Source organism: Streptomyces sp. YS415, assembly GCF_023544665.1.
Classification (GTDB): domain Bacteria; phylum Actinomycetota; class Actinomycetes; order Streptomycetales; family Streptomycetaceae; genus Streptomyces.
The window spans coordinates 76,827-102,806 of sequence record NZ_JAMJFL010000006.1; the positions used below are offsets into that span (position 1 = coordinate 76,827).

20 protein-coding genes and 2 pseudogenes are annotated in these 25,980 nt (G+C 69.8%); 13 read left to right on the forward strand and 9 right to left on the reverse strand.

Features of this window, described 5'->3' with window-relative positions; all coding sequences use genetic code 11:
• Nucleotides 1-28: 28 nt before the first annotated feature.
• Both M8H82_RS36745 and M8H82_RS36430 read left to right on the forward strand, forming a co-directional pair.
• A pseudogene (locus M8H82_RS36745) lies at nt 29-220 on the forward strand (SulP family inorganic anion transporter); the annotation flags it as partial.
• Entirely contained in the window at nt 133-1,710 is a 1,578-nt protein-coding gene (locus tag M8H82_RS36430) for a SulP family inorganic anion transporter (protein WP_308293241.1), read from the forward strand. The pseudogene M8H82_RS36745 and the gene M8H82_RS36430, both read left to right, overlap by 88 nt.
• A gap of 93 nt (nt 1,711-1,803) precedes the next feature.
• On the opposite strand, the gene M8H82_RS09755 is transcribed toward M8H82_RS36430, so the two are convergent.
• A complete protein-coding gene (locus M8H82_RS09755) occupies nt 1,804-3,693 on the reverse strand; it encodes an ATP-binding cassette domain-containing protein (protein WP_250072182.1) in 1,890 nt (629 codons plus the stop codon).
• Nucleotides 3,694-4,264: 571 nt separating this feature from the next.
• Between M8H82_RS09755 and M8H82_RS09760 the strand changes: the two genes are divergently transcribed.
• Nucleotides 4,265-5,686 carry a non-reducing end alpha-L-arabinofuranosidase family hydrolase gene (locus tag M8H82_RS09760; RefSeq protein WP_250072184.1) on the forward strand — a complete coding sequence of 474 codons (1,422 nt, stop codon included), beginning with the start codon at nt 4,265-4,267 and terminating at the stop codon, nt 5,684-5,686.
• 89 nt (nt 5,687-5,775) lie between these two features.
• Here the strand turns inward: M8H82_RS09760 and M8H82_RS09765 are convergent, their stop codons facing one another.
• Nucleotides 5,776-6,411, reverse strand: a complete 636-nt coding sequence (locus tag M8H82_RS09765) for a TetR/AcrR family transcriptional regulator (RefSeq protein ID WP_250072186.1) — start codon at nt 6,409-6,411, stop codon at nt 5,776-5,778.
• Nucleotides 6,412-6,546: 135 nt separating this feature from the next.
• On the opposite strand from M8H82_RS09765, the gene M8H82_RS09770 reads away from it, so the two are divergent.
• The 8 genes from M8H82_RS09770 (at nt 6,547) to M8H82_RS09805 (ending at nt 14,600) form a co-directional block, all read left to right on the forward strand.
• On the forward strand, nt 6,547-7,692 hold the full coding sequence (locus tag M8H82_RS09770; protein WP_250072195.1) for a VOC family protein: 1,146 nt from the start codon (nt 6,547-6,549) through the stop codon (nt 7,690-7,692).
• 30 nt (nt 7,693-7,722) lie between these two features.
• Nucleotides 7,723-8,661 (forward strand): fumarylacetoacetate hydrolase family protein, encoded by a 939-nt coding sequence (locus tag M8H82_RS09775; RefSeq protein ID WP_250072197.1) that lies wholly within the window; start codon nt 7,723-7,725, stop codon nt 8,659-8,661.
• Between the two features lie 9 nt (nt 8,662-8,670).
• Nucleotides 8,671-10,248 (forward strand): bifunctional 3-(3-hydroxy-phenyl)propionate/3-hydroxycinnamic acid hydroxylase, encoded by a 1,578-nt coding sequence (locus M8H82_RS09780; RefSeq protein ID WP_250072199.1) that lies wholly within the window; start codon nt 8,671-8,673, stop codon nt 10,246-10,248.
• Nucleotides 10,245-12,212, forward strand: a complete 1,968-nt coding sequence (locus M8H82_RS09785) for an acetoacetate--CoA ligase (protein ID WP_250072201.1) — start codon at nt 10,245-10,247, stop codon at nt 12,210-12,212. The genes M8H82_RS09780 and M8H82_RS09785 overlap by 4 nt, the downstream gene beginning before the upstream one ends.
• Complete coding sequence (locus tag M8H82_RS09790; protein WP_250072203.1) at nt 12,209-12,553, forward strand: DoxX family protein; 345 nt, start codon at nt 12,209-12,211, stop codon at nt 12,551-12,553. The genes M8H82_RS09785 and M8H82_RS09790 overlap by 4 nt, the downstream gene beginning before the upstream one ends.
• A gap of 447 nt (nt 12,554-13,000) precedes the next feature.
• Entirely contained in the window at nt 13,001-13,453 is a 453-nt protein-coding gene (locus tag M8H82_RS09795; RefSeq protein ID WP_250072204.1) for a DUF6325 family protein, read from the forward strand.
• Between the two features lie 33 nt (nt 13,454-13,486).
• A complete protein-coding gene (locus M8H82_RS09800; protein WP_250072205.1) occupies nt 13,487-13,786 on the forward strand; it encodes an SHOCT domain-containing protein in 300 nt (99 codons plus the stop codon).
• A gap of 76 nt (nt 13,787-13,862) precedes the next feature.
• A complete protein-coding gene (locus M8H82_RS09805; RefSeq protein WP_250072206.1) occupies nt 13,863-14,600 on the forward strand; it encodes a class I SAM-dependent methyltransferase in 738 nt (245 codons plus the stop codon).
• Between the two features lie 4 nt (nt 14,601-14,604).
• Here M8H82_RS09805 and M8H82_RS09810 read toward each other — a convergent pair whose 3' ends face one another.
• Together M8H82_RS09810 and M8H82_RS09815 are read right to left on the reverse strand one after the other, a co-directional pair.
• Nucleotides 14,605-16,434 carry an alkyl/aryl-sulfatase gene (locus M8H82_RS09810; protein ID WP_250072207.1) on the reverse strand — a complete coding sequence of 610 codons (1,830 nt, stop codon included), beginning with the start codon at nt 16,432-16,434 and terminating at the stop codon, nt 14,605-14,607.
• Between the two features lie 109 nt (nt 16,435-16,543).
• Nucleotides 16,544-16,753 (reverse strand): annotated as a pseudogene (locus M8H82_RS09815) (DUF2254 family protein); the annotation flags it as partial.
• A 175-nt stretch (nt 16,754-16,928) separates the two neighbouring features.
• On the opposite strand from M8H82_RS09815, the gene M8H82_RS09820 reads away from it, so the two are divergent.
• Nucleotides 16,929-18,776 carry a glycoside hydrolase family 15 protein gene (locus M8H82_RS09820; RefSeq protein ID WP_250072210.1) on the forward strand — a complete coding sequence of 616 codons (1,848 nt, stop codon included), beginning with the start codon at nt 16,929-16,931 and terminating at the stop codon, nt 18,774-18,776.
• A gap of 38 nt (nt 18,777-18,814) precedes the next feature.
• Here M8H82_RS09820 and M8H82_RS09825 read toward each other — a convergent pair whose 3' ends face one another.
• The 5 genes from M8H82_RS09825 to M8H82_RS09840 form a co-directional block, all read right to left on the reverse strand.
• Entirely contained in the window at nt 18,815-19,654 is an 840-nt protein-coding gene (locus M8H82_RS09825) for an SDR family oxidoreductase (protein ID WP_250072212.1), read from the reverse strand.
• A 156-nt stretch (nt 19,655-19,810) separates the two neighbouring features.
• Nucleotides 19,811-21,391 (reverse strand): GMC family oxidoreductase, encoded by a 1,581-nt coding sequence (locus M8H82_RS09830; RefSeq protein WP_250072213.1) that lies wholly within the window; start codon nt 21,389-21,391, stop codon nt 19,811-19,813.
• 163 nt (nt 21,392-21,554) lie between these two features.
• Nucleotides 21,555-22,508, reverse strand: a complete 954-nt coding sequence (locus M8H82_RS09835; RefSeq protein WP_250072215.1) for a cyclase family protein — start codon at nt 22,506-22,508, stop codon at nt 21,555-21,557.
• A complete protein-coding gene (locus tag M8H82_RS36750; protein WP_374211641.1) occupies nt 22,505-23,011 on the reverse strand; it encodes a shikimate kinase in 507 nt (168 codons plus the stop codon). Before M8H82_RS36750 ends, M8H82_RS09835 begins: the two co-directional genes overlap by 4 nt.
• A gap of 33 nt (nt 23,012-23,044) precedes the next feature.
• On the reverse strand, nt 23,045-23,461 hold the full coding sequence (locus tag M8H82_RS09840; protein ID WP_250072222.1) for a hypothetical protein: 417 nt from the start codon (nt 23,459-23,461) through the stop codon (nt 23,045-23,047).
• A 533-nt stretch (nt 23,462-23,994) separates the two neighbouring features.
• Between M8H82_RS09840 and M8H82_RS09845 the strand changes: the two genes are divergently transcribed.
• A complete protein-coding gene (locus tag M8H82_RS09845) occupies nt 23,995-25,971 on the forward strand; it encodes an AAA family ATPase (protein ID WP_250072223.1) in 1,977 nt (658 codons plus the stop codon).
• Nucleotides 25,972-25,980: the final 9 nt, after the last annotated feature.

Sequence of the window (25,980 nt, forward strand, 5' to 3'; positions counted from 1 at the left end):
GGGGCGTTCAGGGCGGGCACACCAGGGCATGCGTCACGCAGCGGCTGGGGGATGGCTGCGCCACTATCGCTTGTCCGGCCTGCGCGGTGACGGCCTCGGGGCGCTGACGGCGTGGGCACTGATCGTGCCCGAGTGCGTGGCCTACGCGCAGATCGCCGGCGTGCCTCCCCAGAACGCCTTCTACGCAGCCCCGGTCGCCCTCCTGGTGTACGCGCTGCTCGGCCGCTCCAACTCTTCCTGGTCGTCGGTGCTACCTCGGCCGCCTCGGTCCTGTCCGCCTCTGCCATCGCCGGCGTCGGATCCCCGGAAGACGCGGTGGGACTGTCGGCGGCCGTCGCGATCATCTCGGGTGCCGTGCTGGTCGTGGCCGGGATGGCGCGGCTCGGCTTCATCACGAACTTTCTCGCCGAACCCGCTCTCGTCGGCTTCCTGTTGGGCATGGCTCTGACCATCATCGTCCGCCAGCTGTCCAAGCTCACCGGAACCGACAGCGGCGACGGTAACTTCTTCGAACGGCTGTGGGCGATCCTCCGTCACATGCCCGACTGGTCCCTGACCACCCTCACCGTCGGCCTGGTGGCCCTCGCGGCGCTGCTCGTCCTGGAGCGCTTCCTGCCCCGGCTGCCCGCCGCGCTGCTGGTCCTGGTGGCGGGCCTCGCGGTGTCCGCCGCCACGGGGCTGGAGAAGCACGGCGTGGAGGTCGTGGGGGAGATCCCGTCGGCGGTTCCGGTGCCGCACCTGCCGGGGATTCCCGCCGCCGACTGGCTCGCCCTCGCCGGGGGCGCTCTGGGTGTGGCCCTCGTCGTGTTCGCGGAGGCGTACAGCATCGCGGGCCGCTTCGCCCGCGAGCACGGGCAGGAGGTCGACGCCGACCGGGAGATGATCGCCGTAGGAGCCGCGAACGTCGCCGCCGGCCTCGTACGCGGCTTCGCGGTCTCCGGCAGCGCCTCACGGTCCGCGGCCGCGGTCGGGGCGGGGGGACGCACACCCATGGTCTCGCTGATCGCCGCCGCACTGATCCTGCTGACCGGCGCCTTCCTCACCCCGCTCTTCACCGACCTGCCCGAGGCGGTCCTGGGCGCCATCGTCATCGTCGCCGTCCGCGGCTTCCTGAGAGTGGGGGAGCTGCGCCGGTACGCCCGCCTGGACCGGAGCAGTCTGTGGGTCGCGCTCACCGCGGTCATCGGCGTCCTGCTCTTCGACCTGCTGCCCGGACTGCTGCTGGCGGTGGCCCTGTCCCTGGTGATGTTCATCGCCGCCGCCAGCCGCCGCCATGTTGCCGTGCTGGGCCGGTTGCCGGGCAGCGACCGGCCGGGCACCGGACAGGGCTTCGTCTACGGCGACATCACCATGCACCCCGCTGCCGAGCCGGTGCCCGGTGTGCTCGCCGTCCGCCCGGACGGCAGCCTGTTCTTCGGCAACATCAGCCGCGTTCGGCTCGCGATCCGTGACCGGGTGCGGGCCGCCGAGCCACCGCCCCGCACCGTCGTCCTGGACCTGGCCGACAGCTACCACCTCGGCGTCCCCGTCCTCGACACGCTCGACGAACTCCGCGACGAACTGCACCGCCAGGGCATTGCCCTGCACCTCGCCCACATCCGGGCCCGCGCCGCCGCCGACCTCGACGGCCACCCGCTCGCCGCCCGGCTGGGGCCCGGCGCTCTGCACCCGACCGTGGACGAGGCGGTGACAGCGGCCCGTACCGCCTAGCGCGCGGCATCGCCCCCGCGGGCCCGTACCGCCTAGCGCGCGGCATCGTCCCTGCGGGCCTGCGGGCCTGCGGACTGCGCCTGCGCCGAGGGTTCAGCGGTCCTGGGACAGCTCCAGAAGTTCGGCGAAGGTTCCGCCGCCGTGGACGAGGTCGTCGTAGCTGCCCTGTTCGGTGATGCGGCCGTGTTCCATCACGATGATGTGGTCGGCGATCTTGGTGTTCTCCAGGCGGTGGGTGACGACGATGGTGATGCGGTCGGCGGCGATGGCCTTGATCTGTTCGAAGATGCCGTGTTCACCACGCGGGTCCATCTGGGACGTGGGCTCGTCCAGGATCAGCAGCTCGGGCTTGCGGTACAGGGCCCTGGAGCAGGCGATGCGCTGCCACAGGCCGCCGGAGAGTTCCGATCCGCCGAAGACGTCGCGGGCCAGGAGGGTGTCCAGGCCGGCGGGCAGGTCGTCGATCGCCTCTCGCAGGCCGACCGCGTCGACGGCCTCCCACACCGGGCCGTCGTCGTGGGTGCGGGGCTGGCCGAGGGTGATGTTCTCCCTGACGCGCAGGGGCCATTGCGCGAAGATCTGCGGCACCAGGCCGGTGTTGGCCCACACGGTGGCGGGGGCGACGGTGGCGAGGTCGGTGCCGTTCCATGTCACCTTGCCCTTGTCCGGGAGGTAGATCCCGGTGAGCAGCCGGGTGAGGGTGGATTTGCCGGAGCCGTTCGCTCCGACGATCGCGAGGATCTCGCCGCGCCGCAGCGTGAGGGAGACGCCGGCCACCGCGGGCTTGTCCTTGCCCGGGTACTGGTAGACGACTTCCTGGAGGGTGATTTCCTCGATCGGGGCGGCCACGGACTGGGGACCGCGCTTGGGGGCGCGGGCCGCGGCGTCGTCGAGGAAGGACTGCATGTCGCCGAGGTAGAGGCTGGTGTGGAAGACGGCGGCCCCGTTGAGGACGACCTGGGACAGCGCGGCGAGCGTCGTCTGCACGGCCACGACGGCGGTGGCGGCGACCGCGAGGTCGATGCGTCCGCTCACCGCGAGCCAGGCCAGCGCTCCCCAGACGGCGACGAGGAAGACGCCTCCGGCCAGGGAGGACAGCAGGGAGATCCGCAAGGTCCGGGGGACGGCGGCGAGGGTGCGGCGGTCGCAGCGGTCGGACAGGGCGTGGTACCAGTAGATCAGGTAGTCCGTCATCGAGTTGGCGCGGACCTCGTCGCCGTACCTCGATGTGGTGGCCCACCAGCGCATCATGCCGCGTACGTTGCGGTCGGCGACGTTGGCGTAGTGGGTCTCGTAGTCCACCCGGGCGGTCAGGACGGCACCGACGCCGGCCGGGAGCACGGCGAGCAGCAGCAGCGGCAGCATCAGCACGTTCAGCACCGACAGGACGCTGCCGGCGGTGATCATGCGGATCAGCGCCGACATGAACCGCTGGGCGTCGCTGACCATCACCAGCGTGCGAATCGCTCCCATTTCGGCGGCCTCCTGCCGGTCCGAGAAGCCGTCCACGGCATACGCGGCGGCCTCGACCCGGCACACCGCCTCCACCAGGGCGCTGTCCGTCTCCGTGGCCAGCCGGGGAGTGATCCGCCGCTCGGCATACATGGCAACGGAGCTGACGGCCCGGCCGAGCGCGGCCGCCACGGACACCACCAGGAGTGCGGGCAGGGCATTGCGCAGCCGGTCGGAGACGGCGTCGTCGGAGAGGATCGGTTGCATGGCCTCGGCGGTCGCGGTCAGCAGGACGGCCGCCGAGACGCCGGTGAGCACCTGACAGACCAGCAGGAGCTGCACGGCCCGCCGGTCGGTCTTCCATGACAGTCGGCCAATCCTGGCCAGCACCTTGGGGATTTGCGCGCACATCCGCCGGAAGGACACCTCGGCAAGCGGGTTGACGGAGTACTGCCCGCTGTAGGTGATCTCTGCCGGCGGAGGAAAGGGCGGCGCGGCGCTCTGCTGCTTGTGGGTCTCGGCCGAACTCAACGTGGTTCCCCCTTCGTCGCGGCTGTTCATGCGGCTCAACGAGTCCGCCAGGATTTCGAACACCTGTGTTTCGGACGGACCGTGGACCGTGCGGTAGAGCGGGCGGCTGAGCATGTGCGATGCACCGGTCCTTGCCGCGCATGGAGCCAGGCTCTGCATCGCGGTGGCCGAAACGCCGAGCTCTGAGCTCCTGCGAAGTTTCGAGAATCATTCCGAAAGGCGATGCGGCTTCGATGCCAAGTGCGCGACCAGCAGCGGGCCGTGATCCATGCGGGCCTTGGCGGACGGTGGTGCGTTTCGGCTGTCGACCATGTGACCTGTGACGTTGCGCGCGGGAGCAGTGCGCAACATTTCGGCTGTCGAGGCGACTCTTGCGAGAAGTATTGACGCCGTTCGCCCGCTCCCTATTATTCAGTTGCTCGATACTCCGACACTCGTTCGACATTGCGAACGTCACGGAGGCGCTTCATTCCCCCGGCCGCCGACCCGGAAGGAGCCCCACGCGCCTGTATGTCATGGACTAGACAACAGAGGCTTGACGGAACCGCCTACTCAAGATTGGGAAGTCCGTATGCGCAGAGGAAGTATCAGCCGCAGGCACCCAGTTGGGGTGTTCGCCGCCGCGGTTGCGGTCCTCGCCGCGTTGGCGGCGATGCTCGTCGCCACCCCGGCGCAGGCGGCCAGCACCGGCGCCTTGCGCGGTGTCGGCTCGAACCGGTGTCTCGACGTGCAGGGCGCCGGCCAGGCCAACGGCACGTACCTGCAGCTCTACGACTGCTGGGGCGGGACCAACCAGCAGTGGACGTCGACGGACAGCAACCAGCTGACCGTGTACGGAAACATGTGCCTGGACGTGCCCGGCCATGCCACCACGCCCGGTACCCGGGTGCAGATCTGGGCCTGTTCCGGCGGCGCCAACCAGCAGTGGCAGGTCAACTCCGACGGCACGATCGTCGGAGTGCAGTCCGGGCTGTGCCTGGAGGCCGCGGGCGCCGGGACGGCCAACGGCACGGCAGCGCAGATCTGGACGTGCAACGGAGGAAGCAACCAGAAGTGGACCGGCCTGACGGGGACGCCCCCGGACGGCTCGTGCTCCCTGCCGTCGACCTACCGGTGGACATCGACCGGTGTGCTGGCGCAGCCCGCGCACGGGTGGGCCGCGGTGAAGGACTTCACCACGGTCACGCACAACGGCCGGCACCTGGTCTACGCGTCCAACTTCTCGGGATCGACGTACGGCTCGATGATGTTCAGTCCCTTCACCAACTGGTCGGACATGGCGTCGGCCGGCCAGATCGGGATGAACCAGGCCGCGGTGGCGCCCACGCTGTTCTACTTCGCGCCCAAGAACATCTGGGTGCTGGCCTATCAGTGGGGTGCGTGGCCGTTCATCTACCGCACGTCGAGCGATCCCACCAACCCCAACGGCTGGTCCGCTCCGCAGCCGCTGTTCACCGGAAGCATCTCCGGCTCCGACACCGGCCCGATCGACCAGACGCTGATCGCCGACGGCCAGAACATGTACCTGTTCTTCGCCGGTGACAACGGCAAGATCTACCGGGCGAGCATGCCGATCGGGAACTTCCCGGGCAACTTCGGCTCTTCGTACACGACGATCATGAGTGACACGAAGGCCAACCTGTTCGAGGGCGTTCAGGTCTACAAGGTGCAGGGCCAGAACCAGTACCTGATGATCGTCGAGGCGATGGGCGCGAACGGGCGCTACTTCCGCTCCTTCACGGCCTCCAGCCTGAACGGCTCGTGGACCCCGCAGGCCGCCAGCGAGAGCAACCCCTTCGCGGGCAAGGCCAACAGCGGTGCCACCTGGACCAACGACATCAGCCATGGTGACCTGGTCCGCAACAACCCCGACCAGACCATGACCATCGACCCCTGCAACCTGCAGTTCCTCTATCAGGGCAAGGACCCCGCTGCGGGCGGCGACTACAACCGGCTGCCGTGGCGGCCGGGCGTGCTCACCCTGCGGCGCTGACCCTCCCGGCCCAGGCTGACTGACACGCACCTTCGAGGAACCCCGGCCGTGCGGCGGCCGGGGTTCCTCTCGCTTTTGGCGGTGGTCGGTCAGGCGGGTGCGGGCAGGGGGCGCCGGGCGACTTCGTGGGCGTCCTCCGGGGGTACGCCGAGCATGCGCAGCACCATCTCGGCCAGGTTCACCGCCGCCTCGTCGCCGTCCAGGTCGGGGCGGGTGAACCGCAGCTCGACCAGGGACAGCAGGGTCCCGCCCAGTGCGGACAGGGCGACCGCCGGGTCGGCGATGGAGAAGCGGCCGGAGGCGGTGCCGACCTCGATGTCACGCCGTGCCCGCCGGGCCAGACCGTTGTCCGAGTGGATGTGACCGAGTCCGCGGCGGCGCAGGACCTGCATCAGCTCGGGGTGGGAGTCGGCCATGCGGGCGCTGAGGCGGAGGCCCGCCGCGACGAGTTCCGCGGGGTCGTCGATGCCCGTCAGGCGCTCGTCGAAGCTCTGGCCGAACTCCTCCAGGGCGTCGGTCACGGCCGCCTCGAACAGTTCGGTCTTCGATGCGAAGTGGTTGTAGAAGGAGCCGAAGCCGACGTCGGCGCGTTCGGCGATGGCCTGGATGCTGGCGCCGGTGTCCCCGGTCTCGGCGAGGATCTGCCGGGCGGCACGAAGGAGCGCGCGGCGGGTCTCGGCGCGGCGCCGCTCGAACCGGTTGGTGGGCGGGGCTGAAGCAGGCATGGGCGAAGTCTAACCGCGACGACGATGCCGACCGCAGTTCTGATGAATCCATCATTTCCTGGCGGCGACATCTTGACGACGGAGTTGTCAAAGTTGATGATTTCATCATTACGGCGATGTTGCTCGGAGGGCACCATGTCTGAAACCCGCGTCCCGGCGGCCGCTGCCAAGACGGCCCACCAGGACCTGCACAGCGAACAGGGAGCCCTGCGCGGCGAGCATCCCGGCCGCTCCCGGAATCCCGTGATCAAGGTGGCGGACCTGGCCTGGCTGGAATTCGAGAAGCCGGACCTGGAGCGGGCCGAGGTCTTCGCCCGGGACTTCGGCTTCCAGGTCGCCGCCCGCACCGAGAGCGACCTGTGGCTGCGCGGCACCTTCGCCGGCTCGCCGTGCATGGTGATCCGGCGCGGGCGCACGTCCCGCTTCATCGGCCCGGCATTCCGCGCGGCGGAGGGGGCCGACCTGGACCGGCTCGCCCGGGCCACCGGGTCCGAGGTGCGGGACGCGGACGTGCCCGGCGGCGGCAAGGCGGTCGACCTGCTCGATCCGTCCGGCTTCCCGGTGCGGGTGGTGCACTGCGGCGAGCAGCTGCCGGCGCTCCCCGAGCAGCAGCCGCTGCTGCTCAACTCCGGCACCCAGCACCGCCGTACGAACGCCACGCAGCGCCCGCCCCGCGAGCCGTCCCGGATCCAGCGGCTGGGCCATGTCGTCCTGGAAACACGGGTGTTCGGGCGGGCCCTGGACTGGTACCTGGACACGCTGGGCATGATCGTGTCCGACTTCCTGTTCCTGGACGGGCAGCGCGACCGCGGCCCGACAATGGCGTTCATCCGCTGCGACCTCGGCGGTGTACCGGCCGACCATCACACGCTCGCCATGCACCTCGGGCCGGGGACCGGCTACGTCCACTCCGCCTACCAGGTCACCGACCTGGACTCGATCGCCGCCGGTGGCGAATACCTCAAGGAGCGCGGCTACCGGCGCAGCTGGGGCATCGGCCGGCACATCCAGGGCAGCCAGCTCTTCGACTACTGGCGTGACCCCGACCGCTTCATGCTGGAGCACTTCGCCGACGGCGACCTGTTCTCCTGCGACGTCGAGCCCGGATGGGCGCCCATGTCCACCAGCGGCCTCGCCCAGTGGGGTCCGCCCGCCACCCGCGACTTCCTCGGCGCGAGCCCCTCCCCGCAGCGGATCCGCGACGTCGTCAAGGCCCTGCGCGGCGACAACGAAGTGGACCCGGCGCGCCTGCTGGGCCTGCTCAAGGCCGCCAAGTCCTGAAGCCCTCCATCCCCTCACGAAGGTACCTACATGAGCACCAACGTCCTGCGTACGACCGACGGATGGTGGGTCGTCCGCGACAACCGGGCCGTCCCCGTCGACACCAAGGCCGCCACCACCGCCGAACTGATCGCCGACCGCCAGGCCGTACGGGAGGCGGCGCGCTCGGCCGCCCCGGGCACGCCCGTCGCCGACCTCGTCGCCCTCTCGCCGGTCACTACCCCCTGCCGCGTGGTCGCCCAGATGGTCAACTACCGCAGCCACGCCCGCGATTCGGGCTTCACGGGCGACATCCCGCCCGCCTTCTTCCGCAAGGCGTCCGGCTCGGTCAGCGGCCCCGGCGACGCCGTCGTACGGCCCTCCCACGTGAAGTTCCTCGACTACGAGATCGAACTCGGGCTCGTCATGGGCGCCACCCTGCTCATCGGCGCCACCGTCGAGGAGCGGGACCTGCCGTCGTACGTCGCCGGACTCGTCATCACCAACGACGTCAGCGCGCGCGACGTCCAGCTGACCAAGACGCAGTTCTACGAAGCCAAGTCCTACCCCACCTTCACACCGACCGGCCCCCACCTCGCCCTGCTGGAGCCGGAGGACTTCGCCCATCTGCCCGACCTCAGGCTGCGGTTGTCCGTCAACGGCGAGCTGCGCCAGGACCGCACCCTCGCCGACATGATCGTGCGCCCGGCGCGGGCCCTGACCCTGCTGGCCCGCTTCCAGACCCTCGACCCCGGCGACCTGCTGCTGACCGGCACCCCCGGCGGCACGGCCCTCAAGGCCCCGCCCAAGCCGGTCGAGAAGATCGGCGCGCTGCTGCCGCCCGCCATGAAGTGGAAGGCGTTCTTCAAATCCCAGGCCAGGAACCCCCGTTACCTGCACACCGGTGACGTGATCACCGCGACCATCGCGACCCCGGACGGCCGGATCAACCTCGGCGAGCAGAGCACGCCCGTCACGGACGCGAAGTAGGGACCCGAGGTGAGCCGCACCCAACCACCCGTGCCCGTGGTGATCATCGGCGCCGGACCCGTCGGCGTGACCGCCGCGCTCCTCCTCGCCCGGCGCGGAATCCCCACCGTCCTCCTCGAACGCCACCAGGACGTCTACCCCCTCCCGCGCGCCGTCGCCGCCGACGACGAGGTCCGCAGGATCCTTCAGTCAGCGGGCGTGGGGGAGGAGTTCGCCGCGATCGCCCGTCCGGCCAACGGGCTGAGGCTGCTGGATGCCCGGCACCGGGTGCTGGCCGAGTTCCGTCGCACCGGGCACGGCCCGCACGGCTACCCGCGGATCAGCATGTTCGACCAACCCGAGCTGGAACGGCTGCTGCGCGACGCGCTCGCCCGGACCCCGCAGTGCGACCTGCGCGGCGGCGTCGAGGTCACCGGTGTCACCCCGGATGCCACCGGCCCCGTCGACGTCACCTACCGCGACGCCGACGGAGAACACCACCTGCGGGCCGAGGCGGTCCTCGGCTGCGACGGGGCCAACAGCCTCACCCGCGACGCCATCGGCGCCGTATGGGAAGACCTGCGCTTCGAGGAGAGCTGGACGGTCGTCGACGTCCGCACTAACGCCGACGTCCGCTGCTGGGAAGGCGTCGACCAGGTCTGCGACCCGCACCGCCCGGCGACGTTCATGCGCGTCGGCGAGGACCGCTACCGCTGGGAATTCCGCCTCGGGGACGGCGACGAGCCGGTCCGCGAGCTGATCGCCCCCTGGCTGCCCCCCTCCCACGCCGGGGACTTCGAGGTCGTCCGCGAGACCCGGTACACCTTCAAGGCACGCCTGGCCGACCGCTGGCGCAGCGGACGCGTCTTCCTCCTCGGCGACGCCGCCCACCTCACCCCGCCGTTCATCGGGCAAGGGCTGTGCTCGGGCCTGCGCGACGCCGCCAACCTCACCTGGAAACTCGCCCGCGTCCTGGGCCAGGGCGGCGACGAGCAGTTGCTGGACACCTACGAGAGCGAACGCAAGCCGCACGCCCGTCACGTGATACGGCTCGCGGTCGCCATGGGCTGGGCCATGACCGGCGGCCAGGACGGCGCCGCCCCACTGCGCCGCAGACTCCTCACCGCGGCCTGCCGCATACCCGGCCTGACCGCGCTCACCGGCCGCGACCTCAGCCCGCCCCTGCCCGCCGGCCCCCTCGTCCGGCGCCGCCTGCGCGGGGGCCTGGCGGGGACCCACTGCCCCCAACCGTGGATCACGGCCGTCGGACGGCGTACCCGCCTCGACGACCTGCTCGGCGACTCCTTCACCCTCCTGACCGCCACCGAACCCGGGCCCTCACTGAACGCCCTCGCCCACGCGCTCGGCGTCCGCGCGATCCCCGTGAGCGACCTCGGCGACGACGGCACCCTCACAGCCTGGCTGCACCGTGGACAGGCGGAAGCCGTCCTGCTGCGCCCCGACCGCGTCGTTCTCGACGTCGTCCCGGTCGGCGGCCGCGACTTCACCGACACCGCCACCTGGGCGGCCCTGCTGCACACCACACGCAGCCCTCTCCCGCCCCGACGGGCCGCCGAGCCAAGCCTGCTGAGGAGCACCACACGATGACCAGGCCGGACCCCTTCATGACGCCCGATCCGCAGACCGTCGCGGACAGCCGCATCACGGACTTCGCCCGCCGCACCGGAAAGGACGGCAGCGACTACGCCTCCCTCCACCAGTGGTCGGTCACCGACCTGGAGGGCTTCTGGGGCGCGGTGTGGGAGTACTTCGGCATCGACGCCGACACCCCCTACGAGCAGGTGCTGGCCGATGAACGGATGCCCGGCGCCCGCTGGTTCACCGGAGCCACCCTCAACTACACCCACCACGCCCTGCGCAACCTCACCGACGACGCCGCGGCGATCATCGCCCTCGACGAGACCGGCTCCGCATACGAGGTCACCGGCAGCCGGCTGCGCGCCCAGGTCGCCTCCGTCGCCGCCACCCTGCGCGAGCTGGGCGTCGGCCAGGGCGACCGGGTCGTCGGCTACCTGCCCAACACCCCGCACGCCATCGTCGCGTTCCTCGCCGCCGCGAGCCTCGGCGCCGTCTGGTCGGTGTGCGGGCCGGACTACGCCCCGCAGGCAGCCGCCGACCGCTTCGCACAGCTCGAACCCACCGTCCTGATCGCCGCCGACGGCTACCTGTTCAACGGCACCACCCTCGACCGCCGCGACGCCGCCCGCGAACTCGCCGCGTCCCTGCCGACGTTGAAGGCGACGCTGCTGGTGGACCACATGGGCCTGCCCTGGCCGTCACGAGCGTTCCCGTCGCCGGTGGTGCCGTGGGCGGACGCCGCCACCCGTACCGAGGAACTCATCTGCACGCCGGTGCCGTTCGACCACCCCCTGTGGGTCGTGTTCTCCTCCGGCACCACCGGGCTGCCCAAGGGGATCGTCCACGGCCACGGCGGCGTCCTGCTGGAGCACCTGAAGACCCTCGCCCTCCACTCCGACCTCGGCCCCGGCGACCGCCTCCTGTGGTACACCACCACGCACTGGATGATGTGGAACCTGGTCGCCTCCACGCTCCTGACAGGCGCCACGACCTGCACCTACGACGGCAGCCCGGCGCCCTTGGCGCAGCTCGACGTCCTGTGGGCCCTGGCCGCACGCCACCGGGTGACCGTCTTCGGCACCAGCCCCCAGTACCTGCTGGGCATGGCCAAATACGGCATCGACCCCTCCGGGCACGATCTGTCGTCGGTCCGCGTGGTCGGCTGCACCGGCTCCGCCCTGCCCGCCTCCGCCTACCCCTGGGTCCGCGACCACGTCGGCGAGCACGTCCTGCTCGCGTCCATCAGCGGCGGCACGGACGTGGTGTCCGGCTTCGCCGGCAGCGCACCCAACACGCCGATATGGGCAGGGGAGTTGTCCGCGCCGCACCTGGGTGTGGCGCTGGCCTCCTACGACGCCGAGGGCCGCCCGGTGACCGGCCAGGTCGGGGAACTGGTCCTCACCCGCCCGATGCCGTCGATGCCGCTGTACTTCTGGAACGACCCCGACGGCACGCGCTACCGCGACGCCTACTTCTCCTCCTACCCGGGCGTGTGGCGGCACGGCGACTGGATCACGGTCACCGGTCATGGCTCGGTGATCGTGCACGGCCGCTCCGACAGCACGCTGAACCGCAACGGCGTACGCCTGGGCAGCGCCGACATCCACGACGTCGTCGAGCGCCTGCCCGAGATCACCGAAGCCCTCGTCATCGGAGCGGAGGAGCCCGGCGGCGGTTACTGGATGCCCCTGTTCGTGGTCCTCGCGCCCGGGGCGACCCTGGACGACGCCCTCCGCGACTCGATCAAGGAGGCGATCCGCGCCGGAGCCTCACCCCGCCACGTCCCGGACGAGATCCTCGAAGTACCCGGCATCCCCCACACCCGCACCGGAAAGAAACTCGAGGTTCCCGTCAAACGCCTCCTCCAGGGCGCCCCCGTCGAGGAGGTCGTCAACCCCGCGGCCGTGGACGCCCCCGACCTCATCGACTACTACGCCCGCCTGGGCGCCGCCCGCCGGGGCCGGCCGGAGTGACGGCCGCGCAGCTCACCCTCGCCGTCGCGCTGTCCGTCGTACTCCTCCCACTGGGCCTCGCGAAGATCACCGCGAGGCCCGTCATGCGCCGGGCGGCAGCCCACCTGGGCATGTCTCCGGGCGTCTACCGCATGGTCGGCGCCCTGGAACTTGCCGCAGCCGTCGGACTGCTGCTCGGCCCGGTCTCCGCCCCGCTCGGCCTGGCCGCCGCGACCGGACTGACCCTGCTCATGGCCGCGGCAGCAGCGATCCACCTGCGCCACGGCGACCCACCTGCGCGCGCTCTGCCCGCCGCGGTGGTGGGCTTGGCGGCGGTGGCTTACGCCGGGGTGACGTGGTGACCGGCATGCCGCGCGGCCATCTGCAGCTGATCAACCCCCGAGGTCGAGCAGGCCGCCGCGAGGCTGCCCGGTGACGATGTCCCGCGCTACTGCGCACTCGCTCACGCAGGACGAGGACACGCTCCCGTACGGCAGGGACAGCCCGTCCGGGGAGGGTGGTACGCGACGTTCCGGCCCGCTCGGGCCGGGGCCAGACTCCAGGCGCTGCTCGACACGATCACCAGCCATCAGGACCAGGCTGTCGTCTTCCTGCCCCTGGCCCTCGGGTGCTGGCTGACCGGCCGAAGCATTGCTGAACTCATCTGAGCGGTGACAGACGGTCCCATCCCCGGGCAAAGGTGCGTGCGAGGTCCTGCGGTGTTGGAATGGGAGGCGGTGACGAGCGCGATCGGGGGGCGCGGCTGCCGCACCATCGCAGGCGGGAAGGCCGCCAGACGAGGAGTCGGTATGAGCGTCGACGAATCCCCCGAGATGGGACCCGTTGATTACCTGGTCCTGGAGTTCCCGGGCAATCGCATGACCGGCGAAGGGTGGCCCCTGCTGCTCGACCTCGTGGAGCGGCGCATCATCCGCATCCTCGACCTGTCGTTCGTCCGGAAGGACGAAGACGGTTCGGTCAGAGCGCTCATGCTCACCGACCTCGACGGCGACGGGGAACTGGACCTTGCCGTGTTCGAGGGCGCCTCCTCGGGTCTGCTCGGCGACGACGACCTCCAGGAGGCCGCCTCCGTCATCGAACCCGGCAACTCGGCGGGCGTGATCGTGTACGAGAACGTGTGGGCCGCACCGCTCGCAGCGGCACTGCGTCGCAGCGGGGCGCGCATGGTGGCCAACGGACGCATCTCGGTCGAGGACCTCCTGGCGACCCTGGAGGCCACCGAAACCGGATCCGCCTCCTGACGGCCGAGCCTGCCCGACGACAAGGAGCCTTCCATGCCTGGTCTACTTCGTGGTGTCGCCCGTACAGCGGTCATCTCCGGTACCGCCACCGCCGTCTCCAACCGGGTCTCGCGTCGTCAGGCGGGCCGATGGGCGCAGCAGGACTACGGTCAGCCCGTCGCGGCGCAACCCCAGCAGGCCTACAGCGCTCCGGCGCCTGCCCCGGCACCGGAGCCCGTGGTGTCGATGGACACCAAGATCGCGCAGTTGAAGGAGCTCGCTGAGCTCAAGGAGCAAGGGGTGCTGTCGGAGGCCGAGTTCGCGGCCCAGAAGAGCCGCCTCCTCGAACTCTGAGACAGGCGATCTGACGAGCCCGCCACTTCGTAAATGCGTCGACAGCGCCCCGCGGTACCCGGCAGAGTGGCAGCCCGTGACGAGCAGTGAGCTGTGGACCCGTGCGACCGCCGACCGCTACGACGCCGAGGAGACCGAAGCGTTCTCGGCCGCGGTTCTCGGTCCGACTCTCGCCTTCCTCGCCGAGCTCGCCGGAGACGGCCGGGCACTGGAGTTCGCCATCGGGACGGGACGAGTCGGCGTCCCGCTCCGTGAACGCGGCGTGCCGGTGGTGGGCATCGAACTGTCCGAGCACATGGCAGCGGTGCTGCGCCGGAAGATCGACGCGGACACGCTTCCGGTCGTCATCGGGGACATGGCCACCACCGTCGTTCCCGGCGAGTTCACCCTGGTCTATCTCGTCTACAACACCATCACGAACCTGCTCACGCAGGACGAGCAGGTCGAGTGCTTCTGCAACGCCGCACGTCATCTGGCGCCCGGCGGCCGATTTGTGATCGAGCTGGGCGTGCCGCCGCTACGATTCCTGCCGCCCGGCCAGGTCGCGGTGCCGTTCGACGTCTCTGACCGGCATCTCGGCTTCGACACCTTCGACCTCGTCGAGCAGCTTCTCGTCTCGCACCACTTCACCCGCGACGACGACGGCCGCTATCGCCGCGGCAACTCCCGGCACCGCTACGCCTGGCCGGCAGAGCTCGACCTGATGGCCCGTATCGCCGGGCTCGAGCTGGAACGTCGCGTAGCGGACTGGGACGGGGCGCCGTTCGCTCAGGACTCCGCGAAGCACATCTCCGTGTGGCGCAAGCCGGCCTGAGGGGTCAGGGAGTGACGATGGGGAAGCGCTTGTCCGGAGAGGTGACGAGGGCGAAGAGGCGCTGAAGCAGGCCCATGTCACCGGCGTGCTCGACCTGATCGAGGCCCTGGCCTGCGAGGAGGCCGACCAGTTGCGGTTTGGTGAGAGTGAGGGTGAGTCCGGCCGGCGGGCGTGCGGCGCTGCGGGTTCCGGTGCTGAGGGTCCGGTGCGTGAGCGCTCCGTTGTGCAGGGTCAGCCGGTGACTGCGCCCCTCGTCGGTGAGGACCACGTCGATGGTGAGATCCTCGTCCCAGGCCTTGGGCCCGTCGATCCTGATGGCGATGGAGTCCAGGAGCTGCTCGGTGGTGAGCGCCATGACCATCTCGGGGTTGGTGACATCGGCGACTTCACCACCGACGCCGGCGCGCAGTTCGAGGGCGGCGGTGAGGTAGAAGTTCCGCCAAGTGCCGTTCTCGGAGCCCTGGCCGAGCCGGTCGTACACGGAGGCGAGCACTTCCTTGGCTTCGGTGTCCCCGGGGTCACCGAAGACCAGGTAGTTGAGCACCGTGGCGGCGAACCGCATGTCGCCTTGTTCGAGGTAGCCGCGTGCCTTGGCCAGGGCGCTGTCCCGGCCGCCCGCGAGATCGACGTGACGCTTTGCCTGCTCGACGGGCGGGTGTTCCCACAGGGTGGCCGGGTTGCCCTCGAACCAGCCCAGGTAGCGGTGGTAGATCGCCTTGACGTTGTGGCTGAGCGAGCCGTAGAAGCCACGCGTGTTCCACGCGCTCTCGATCGCGGGCGGCAACTGCATCGCCTCCGCGATCTCGGAGGCCACGAGGCCTTCGTTGAGCATCCGCAGCGTCTGGTCGTGCATGTAGCCGTAGAGGTCCCGCTGCTCGCTCAGCAGGCGTACCACGTTGTCGTGGCCCCAGGTCGGCCAGTGGTGGGAGGCGAAGCCGACGTCGTACTGCCCGGCGAAGTACTCGATCGCCTCGTCGATGTAGCGGGACCAGTTGCGTGCGTCCCGCACCATCGCGCCGCGCAGTGTCTGGATGTTGTGCATGGTGTGCGAGACGTTCTCCGCGAGGCACAGCGCCCGCTGGTCGGGGAAGAGGAAGTTCATCTCCGCGGGCGCCTCGGTGCCGGGAGTGAGCTGGAAGACGATCCGTACGCCGTCGACCGTCTCCGACTGCCCCGTCTCCGTGATGTCGACGGTCGGCGGGATCAGGCTGATCGTGCCGGTGGACATGGCCATGCCCAGCCCGGCGCCGATCTGTCCGTCGGCGGCCCTGGGCAGCCGATCGCCGTACATGTACACGGCCCGGCGCGTCATCGCGTTGCCGGCGTAGACGTTCTCACTGATGGCGTGCTCCATGAAACCCGCCGGTGCCAGGACGGGAACGCCGCTCTCGGTACCCGGGGGCAGGACGCCGCGGGAACCACCGAAGTGGTCGGCGTGGGAGTGGGTGTAGATCATGCCGGTGACGGGACGGTCCCCGCGGTGCTCCCGGTAGAGGGCGAGCGCGGCAGCGGCGCACTCCGTGGAGATGAGCGGGTCGATGACGATGACACCGCGCTCACCCTCGACCAGCGTCATGTTCGACAGGTCGAGGCCTCGTACCTGGTAAATCCCCTCGGTGACGCTGTACAGCCCCTGCTTGGAGACCAACTGCGCCTGGCGCCACAGGTTCTGGTGTGCGGTGTCTGGGCATTCCCCGTCCAGGAACGCGTAGGTGTCGTTGTCGTACACGACACGGCCTTCGGCGTTCTCGATCCGCGCCGGTGCGAGGGCGGCGATGAAGCCACGGTCCGCGTTCTCGAAGTCCGTGGTGTCCTCGAACCGAGGTGTGCTCATGGTGGCGCTCCCTGGAGGGGTCGACGCTGGAAGGGAGGGGGAGGGGCTCAGGGGTGCTGCCCGCCGATGCCCTGGTCCCACAGACGGCGAGTTGGAGGTAATTGTCCCAGTCCCGCCCCGGGAGCACGAGTCGGGCGGTTCCGTCTCGATCGGCCAGGACATAGCGGCCGGGGAGGTGCGTGCTGTCGATCGTGTGCAGGAACCACCCGATGCAATTGATCACCGGCACCGCGGTGGTCGGGTCGTTCACCGCCGGTGACAAGGCCCTAATGGCGATGTCGACGAGGATTCTCAGAGCGAGGGCGGGGTCCTGTTCGATCGTGCGCTCGGCTCCGAGGGCGACGGGACGGGTGGACCCGCTCCTGGGCGGGGGCGGACGTGCCTCCTCAGGTGATCACCTCGACAGGACGAAACGGACACCGCCCGCCTAAGCTGATCGGGTGCTGCCGGGTTTCCCGGTCCCGTGCGGTCGACCGGGGCTGAAAGGGGCCACGATGGACGACTACCCCCTGATCGAGGACCACGGTCTCATCGGTGATATGCAGACCGCGGCCCTCGTGACGACCGACGGGACGATCGACTGGTTCTGCTGCCCGCGGTTCGATTCGCCGAGCGTTTTCGGCGCTCTGCTCGACCGGCACAAAGGCGGTCACTTCACCGTACGGCCGGCCGCCGGGACGTACACGACCAAGCAGCTCTACCACCCGGACACCGCCGTTCTCGTGACGCGTTTCATGACCGAGGCCGGGGCGGGAGAAGTCGTCGACTTCATGCCGGTGACCGGAACGACCGCGACCGACCGGCACCGGCTCGTCCGTATGCTGCGGTGTGTGCGAGGCAGCATGACGTTCGAGGGGGAGATCGCGCCTCGCTTCGACTACGGTCGCACGCCGCACGAACTGCACCTCACCGAGCACGGGGCCCTGTTCACCTCGGAGGGCCTCGACCTCGCAGTCCACGCCGTGCGCGAGCCGCACGACGAGCGGCTGCTGAACATCCTCTCGGGCGACAACGATCTGCGCTTCTCCCTGACGCTGCGGGCCGGACAGCAGCGCGGTCTGGTCATGGAATCCTCCCCCGGAGGGCCTCCCCACACGGTTCGGGTGGAGGAGTTCGAGCGCCTCTTCGACGAGACGGTCCGCTTCTGGCGTTCCTGGCTGGGGCAGTCCACCTACTCCGGGCGCTGGCGGGAGGCGGTGGAGCGTTCGGCCGTGACGCTGAAGCTCATGACCTACGCGCCGACCGGTGCCCTGGTCGCCGCCCCCACGGCAGGGCTGCCCGAACAACTGGGCGGAGAGCGCAACTGGGACTACCGGTTCACCTGGATCCGTGACGCGTCGTTCTCGGTGTACGCCCTGCTCGGCCTGGGCTTCAAGGAAGAGGCGGCCGCGTTCATCAACTGGCTGCACGACCGGGTCAGACAGGAAGCCGGCCAGGGCAACGGCTCCGGGCCGCTGAACATCATGTACCGGGTGGACGGCACCGCCGACCTGGTCGAGGAGACCCTGGATCACTGGGAGGGGTACCGAGGCTCCGCCCCGGTGCGCATCGGCAACGGGGCGGCGACCCAGCTCCAACTGGACATCTACGGCGAGGCACTGGACAGCATCTACTTCGCCCACCAGCGCGGCATGCACCTCGACAACCGGGGCTGGAAAGCCCTGCACACGCTGCTCGACTGGCTGGTGAACCACTGGGACCAACCCGGGGAAGGGCTGTGGGAGACCCGAGGCGGCCGCAAGGACTTCACCTACGGCCGTGTGATGTCCTGGGTGGCCTTCGACCGCGCCGTGCGGATCGCCGCCGACGACGGCCGCCCGGCAGCGCGCGGCCGCTGGATGGACGCGCGGGACGAGATCTACGCGCAGGTGCTCACCAAGGGATGGAATCAGGACAAGCAAGCCTTCGTGCAGCACTACGGCGACGACGTGCTCGACTCGTCCCTGCTGCGCATGCCGACCGTCGGCTTCATTACGCCGGACGACCCGATGTGGAAGTCCACCTTGGCTGCGATGGAGAGCGAACTGGTCAGCGACAGCCTGGTCTACCGCTACAACCCCGAGGCGTCACCCGACGGCCTGCGCGGCTCCGAGGGCACCTTCTCGCTGTGTACGTTCATGTACGTCGACGCCCTCGCACGTGCCGGGCGCACCGACATGGCCAGGCTGGTGCTGGAGAAGATGCTCACCTACGCCAATCACCTTGGCCTGTACTCCGAGGAGATCGACCTGACCGGTCGCCAACTGGGCAACTTCCCGCAGGCCTTCACGCATCTGGCCCTGATCGACGCGGCGATCACGTTGGACTCGATGCTTCAGGGGTCGCGGAAGAGCGGGCTGTAGGGTCGTGCGGTGGCCCGACCCGGTCAGGCCGGACAGCGTCATCCGCCGGTTGCGAAGCCCGGGAAGAGGGTCATGCCGCCGTCGACGTACAGGGTGGTTCCTACCACGTAGTCCATGAGGTCGGAGGCGAGTGCGACCACGGCGTGGGCGATGTCCTCGGGGTCACCGATCCGGTCGTAGGGGATCAGCCGCAGGAGGTCCTCCCGCGCTTCGGGCGTCGCCCAGGCATCATGGTTGATCGGCGTCTTGATCGCTCCTGGGGCCACCGCGTTCACCCGGATCTTCTCCGGCGCGAGCTCCTGGGCCAGGGTCTGCATCATCATGTGCACACCGCCCTTGGAGGACGCGTAGTTCACGTGACCGGACCAGGGGATGAGCTGGTGCACCGAACTCATGCAGATGATCTTCCCGGCGGACCGGGACACCTCGGGCACCACGCCCCGGCGCCGGAACTCCTTGGTCGCCTCCCGTGCGCACAGGAACTGACCGGTGAGATTGACGTCGAGGACCTTCTGCCACTGGGCGAGGGTCATCTCCGTGAGCCGGGCGTCACGCTGCAGTCCCGCGTTGGCGACCAGGATGTCGATGGTCCCGAACTCCTCGACCATCCGGTCCATCATCGCGACGACCTGTTCCTCCTTCGACACGTCGGCTTCGTACGCCGCGGACCGCACCCCGAACGAGGCGATCTGCTCGGCCACCTCCTCGGCGGCCTCGCGATTCGCCACGTAGTTCACGACCACGTCCGCACCGGCTCGGCCCAAGCCGAGGGCCGTGGCCTTGCCGATGCCCGAATTGGCGCCGGTGACCAAGGCCTTCTGCCCCTGCAGCAGCCGAGCCGGGATCACGTCCCGCGGTGCTTCCGTGGTGGAACTCATGCGTACTGTCTCCTTTGCCGCGCGATGGCGCTCCGTCCCGCGGCCCTTCGGCCGGGCACGGCCACGCAATCACCGGACACGGTGGACGGCATGTCCCCGGTACGACCGGTGACCCATTGGGCCGAGCGGCTTCGTCCGTTCGGCCCAGGGAGCGGTTCAGCCCAGTCGGGCCAGGAGGTGGTCACCGACCCGCAAGGCGTTGGCCATCGCCGTCAGGGACGGATTGACCGCGCCGATGCTCGGGAAGAAGCTCGTGTCGACGACGTACAGGTTGTCGAGATCGTGTGCCTTGCAGTCCACGTCCAGTGCGGAGTCGGCGGGATCGGCGCCGAAGCGTACGGTGCCCGCCTGGTGCGCTGTTGCGCCGATGGGCATGCCCTTGTGCAAATAGAGGCTCCGGGACAGCAGGTGGTGCTCGTGCAGACCCAAGTGGCCGAGCATGCCCTGGAGTTTATGTCTCAGTCGCCTCAGGCCCTCGACGTTGTTCTTCTCGTCGAGTGCCAGACGGATGCGCGTATCGCTGTCGAGGGTGACGCGGTTGTCCGGCAGCGGCAGGTCCTCTCCGCACAGCCAGAAGTCGACGGCATGGTGGGCCAGCACCTCGAACGGCATGTCCGGGGTGACCGCCCCGGCCCACCGGGGTGCCTCGCCGTGGATCTGCTCTGCGTCCGACTTACCCAGCATCTGGATGCCGCCCAGCGGGAAGTCCCAGTCGTCCGCGCCGAGGTACCAGTCGTTGAGGGCGAGGGTCTTCTGGAACTGGGTGTCGTTGGGTTCCTTCGACACGGCCATCAGGGCCAGGTTGTTGTGGCGCATGTAGAACCGGCCGACCACGTCGGAACTGTTCGCCAGCCCGCGAGGATGGTGCTCGTTCGCCGAGGCCAGCAGGAGCGCCGCGGAGTTCACCGCCCCACAGGAGACGACCACCACGTCTGCCCTGAACCGGAGTTCGGAACCGTCGGGGAGCCGCCCGACGACCGCGCTGACACTGCGGCCACGAGAGTCGGTCTCCAGACGCACCACCTGTGTGTGCGTGACCATCTCGACGTTGGGATGTTCCAGCGCCGGCTCGACGCAGATCACCTCGGCGTCGGACTTGCCGCGCACCAGACAGGGAAAGCCGTCGACCCGGTTGCAGCGGATGCAGACGCTGGAGCGAGCGGCCCGACCGCCTTTCTCCTGACTGAGATTGACACCGATCGGCAGGTGGAAGGGATGCAGTCCACGCTTTTCGAGGTCGTCGCTCAACTGCTGGATCCGCGGCTCGTGCTCCACCGGGGGATGGGCGTACTGCGCGCTCACCGGGCCTTCGCAGGGATCCTCGCCATGTCGGCCGTGGACGAGGTAGAGGTGCTCGGCCTGCGCGTAATACGGCTCCAGGTCCTCGTACCGGATGGGCCAGGCGGGGGAGAGGCCGCCGTGGTGACGGATCTCGCCGAAGTCCTCGGGCCGCAGCCGGAAGAGGGCGGCGCCGTAGAACTTGGTATTGCCGCCGACGTAGTAGTTGACCTCGGGCGGGAACTCACCGCCATCCTTGTCCAGCCAGAACTCCGGGGCACGGTACTTGGCCTTGACGAACACGGCCGTCGAGTTCCAGTTGTCCCGCTCACGCGGAAGGTAATCGCCGCGCTCGATCAGGAGGACGCGCTTTCCGGACGGGGCGAGCCGATGGGCGAGGGTGCCTCCGCCGGCGCCTGTACCGATGATGATGACGTCGTAGTGAGGGGTGTCGCCCACGACGACCACCGTCCCTGGGATCTTGGCCCTGTCCTGGTGTCAGGTGTCAGGGGTCAGGTATCCGGCTCCGCTGAGCGCGGGCCCAGCGGTCCCACGCTCTTCGAACGTATCCGCCCCGGCTGCGAGCGGCGACCGGAGCGACGGGCACCGGTGCGCGCCCCGGTCACAGCACCGCGATCGGGTTCACGGGCGACCCGGTCGCTCCGGGCAGCCGCAGGGGAGCGACCACACACAGGAAACTCCAGCGCCCCGCCTGAGCACAGATCGGGGTCAGGTCCTCGAACTGCAGGTAATCCATGAGGTGGATGCCCATGGCTTGGATGGCGAGCACGTGTACCGGGAAAGCGATGTCCTCCACCGCGCTGGGGGCCGTGTCGTTGTTGCCGTCACTGCCCATGACCGCGACCTCTCGCTCTGCCAGGAGGCGCAGGGCGGTGGGGTGCAGGCCCGTTCGCGCCACCGAGGCGTCCCACGGTCCGTGCTCCGTACGGCGGCGTCGGTGTCCCACGCGGATGAACAGCAGGTCGCCTGGTCCGACGCGCACCTCCTGGGCGGCCTCTGCGGCGGTCAGGTCGGCCGTGGTCACGTGGTCGCCCGGTTCCAGCCAGGGCACACCGCGCAGCCGCGGTATGTCCAGTAGTACGCCCCGACCGACCAGGCCGTCCTTCAGCAGGTCCACGGTGAGTGCACCCGCAGCCTCGGTCCTCACGGTGCCCGCCGGTACGCCGCCGTACAGCTCACCGTCGAAGACCACGTGGCAGAGGGCATCGAGATGGCTGTTGGCGTTGCTGTGCACGTTCATGGCGAAGCGGTCCGTCGCGAAGTGCAGCCCCGGCGCGTTCAGTTCGGCCAGGGCGGGTCCAGTCATGGTGTGCACCGCCGGCTCGGGGTCGTCGGGGCCGGCGGTGGTGCCGATCGGAGCCGCGAGGGACACAGTGCGCCCGAGGCGGACTTCCGCGACGGCGGCTGCCACGCGCTCGGGAGTCAGATGTCGCAGCGCGTCCGGTTTTCCGTTCGCCTTCGGCAGCGTGGTCTTGCTCCGCAGGAACCGGTAGAGGGCCTGGAACCCGGTGGCGGTCATGCGGGGCGCGCCCGACGACTCCGTGGGCGAAGTCATGTCTGTTCCCCCTGCTCGTCGGCGCGCCACACATGCCGCACGGGATCGGGCGGTCTGCGGTGCGCGTTGACGCGGCAGCAGTCACCCCGGAGCTGTATGTCAACCGCCCTCATTCGCCTGCCGGGCTGAGGGCCTGGATGGCGCTTCCCGCCCCACGGCGTTGCCCGTCCGGCCTGCGACGGAGATACACCAGGAGAACTCGACGGCGCCCTGCCAGCAGCTTGCCCCTGTAACGCCGCTTGAGCGCGGAACAGGTCACGGCGGCCGACCGACCGGCTGCGATCTCCTGGTCCATCCACGCCCCGACTGCATCCAGCCACGGCATCCGGTCGCTGTCCGTCATGGCCTGCCCGGGGGCCATCTTTGCTGCGGTTGCCCTCGGAGGGGAAGTCGTCGGCGTCTTGGTACGGCCAGCCGAGCCGTTCGGCGAGGAGGCGTGCCACGGTTGTCTTTCCGGACCCGGCGACGCCTACGACGAGCACCAGGTGCGGCTCTCCTGGCACGGGTTCGCGTGCCGCGGGCGGATGTCCCGGACGTCAGTCCCCCCACAACGGCCGGGGAGCGACGCACAGTCCCCAGATGATGAGGGCGTCGATCGCGATGATAAGGAGTGCCCACCACGGTGTGTAGGGGAGCCACATGAAGTTGGTGATCATGCTGAGGCCGGCCAGTGCCACGCCGACGACCCTGGCCCAGGTGGCGCCCTTGAACAGGGCCGCACCGGTGACCGCGATCAGGATGCCCAGGATGAGATGGATCCAGCCCCAGCCCGTGAGGTCGAACTCGAAGACGTAGTTGCGGGTGGTCAGGAAAACGTCGTCCTCGGCGATCGCCGATATGCCGCCGAGCATCGTCATGATGCCGCTGAAGAGCATGATGACGGCGGCGAACACCAGCCAACCGCTGGTGTGTGTGTCCGTTCGGGGACCGCGGTCACTCACGTGGGTTGCCATGACAGGTTCCTCCTGCCCTCGGGCCTGCCCGCCGAGCCGGGTGTGTCCCGTCCGGGGGTCGGATACCTCCAATCTGGCCCCCGTCGGCCTCCGGCGCATGTCGGAGGGTTCCACCGGGCCGGTCAGGGGTCGATGGCAAACGCGGTGACCTGCGACGACGGGACGCGGGACTGTCATCGCGGGCTTCGGCAGCGGTGCTGACTGCGGCCGGGCCGACTCGCTGGGGTGAGCGGCTGCCGTTCAGGGTGTTGAAGAACGTGCTGTGAAGCGCGAGCGGATGAGCGGATCGGCCTCATGCGATGAGCGTCCGTGAGCCGTAAGTGGTGCGGTTGTGAACTGGGACATGAGCGACTGCCCGACGGACAGGGCGCAGCTCGCCGCAGCGCCCGGGCCTGCCGTAGACGACTCATAGACGAGCCATAGACACACCTGTTCAAGGATCAAGAAGCACCTGCCCGCCATTCGGCGTGGCACTCCGACAGGAAATGAGCTGGGGGACGACCGTGCACGTTGACATGCGGGACGCTCGACCGGTGGGGATAGCCGGAGCCCAGACGCTGCTCGGCCGGAGCACGGAGATCGCCGCACTGAAACGTCTCATCACACAGGCCTGCGCCGGCACCGGCGGTGTCCTTGTAGTGCACGGTGAAGCGGGCATCGGCAAGACGGCGCTGCTCGACAGCGCCCAGAAGGAGTTCGGGCGGCTGCAGATGCTGCGTGTGGAGAACACGGAGGCCGAGGCCGCGCTGTCCTTCGCAGGACTGCACCACCTGACCAGCGCGCTGACGAGTCACTTCGGCGCATTGCCCCAGCCGCAGCGGGAGGCGCTGGGGGTGGCCCTGGGCCGCCGTCCGGGGTCGCCCCCCGACCATCTGCACCTCGGACTGGCGGTCATGGGCCTGCTGTCCGCTGCGGCCGAGACACAGCCGGTCGTATGCCTGGTCGATGACGTGCAGTGGATGGACAGAAGCTCCCTCGCCGTGCTCGCGTTCGTGGCCAGGCGGATCGGCACGCGCCGGATCGCCATCGTCGTAGCGGCGGAGGGGGTCGGTGACATCGCCGAACTGACGGGACTGCCGGCCCTGGCGGTGCGACCTCTCGGGGATCGCGACGCACGGGAACTGCTGGACAGCACGGTGCGGGCCCCTCTCGACCGGAGAGTGCGGGATCGGGTCCTGACCGAGGCGCACGGCAACCCGCTGGCTCTGCTGCATCTCCCGCGCTGGATCGGCCCGACGGAGATGACGGCCCGGCTCACCGGCGGGGACGTGAGAGCGCCCAAACGACTGGAGGAGTCCTTCAAGGCCAGGCTCTCGCGGCTCCCGGTCGAGGTCCGGCGCTTTCTGCTCCTGGCGGCGGCGGAACCGGACGGGGACCCGCTCGTCGTACGCCGGGCGGCGACCCTGGCCGACGTCGGGCCGGACGCGGCGACGATGGCCGAGGCGGCCGGCATCCTGGACCTGCATGGCGTACGGATGTGCTTCCGTCATCCTCTTCTGCGTTCCCTGGTGTACGCAGCCGCGTCTGCGGGCGAGCGGCGGGGCGCACACGCGGCCCTTGCCGAGAGTTGTGATCCCGTGCGGGACCCTGACCGGCACGCCTGGCACCTCGGACAGGCCGCTGCCGGATTCGACGAGGACGCGGCCGGCCGCTTGGAGGCAGCCGCCCGGGGCGCGGTGCGGCGCTCGGGCGGGGGGCCTGCTGCCGCTGGTGGCTTCTGGGAGCTGGCTGCCGAACTCACCGCCGACCGCACGGTGCGCGCGTCACGTCTGCTGTCCGCGGCGCGGGCCAAACAGGAGACGGGTGCGTTCGCCGAGGCGCTCGCCATCCTCTCCGTCTTGCGACACGAGCCGCTGCCGGAGCGCGAGCGCGGCCGGGTCGAGCTCATGCACGCGCGGAACGCCTACGCCGTCCACCGCGACGAGGGTGCCACAGCGCTCCTCCTGGACGCGGCGTGCCTCGTGGCCGACCAGGACCCGAGGGCGGGGCGGTCCCCATTACTGGACGCGTTCGGCGTCCTCGCCTTCACCGAGCGCGGCCTGCCCCGGGACCGCATGCGTGACATCGTTGCCAGGGTGCGGCGGCTCGACCTCGCCGCAGAGGCAGGCGACGCCGTGGGACTCCTGCTCAAGGCACTGGTCACCTCGCTCACGACAGGCCGCCGCCGCGCCGGCGCTGGCGAGAGCGGTGCAACGTTGTCTCGCCGACACCGGAACCGCTGCGGCAGGCGCCGCGAGCACGGCCCGCATCGCCGGTCACGCGGCCCTGCACCTGTGGGACGCACAGGCCTGGCGGCACCTGGTCGAACGCCAGGTGCACGCGGCGCGCGCCGAGGGAGACCTCGCCGCACTGCCGCTCGGCCTCAACCAACTCGCCCTGGTGAACATCCATGCAGGCGACCTCACGGCGGCAGCGCGATGCGCGACGGAGGCCCACAGCATCACCGAAGCAACCGGCGCGGCACCCCTGCGCTATGCGGAACTGGCGCTCGCCGCATGGAGGGGAGATGAGCCGAGGAC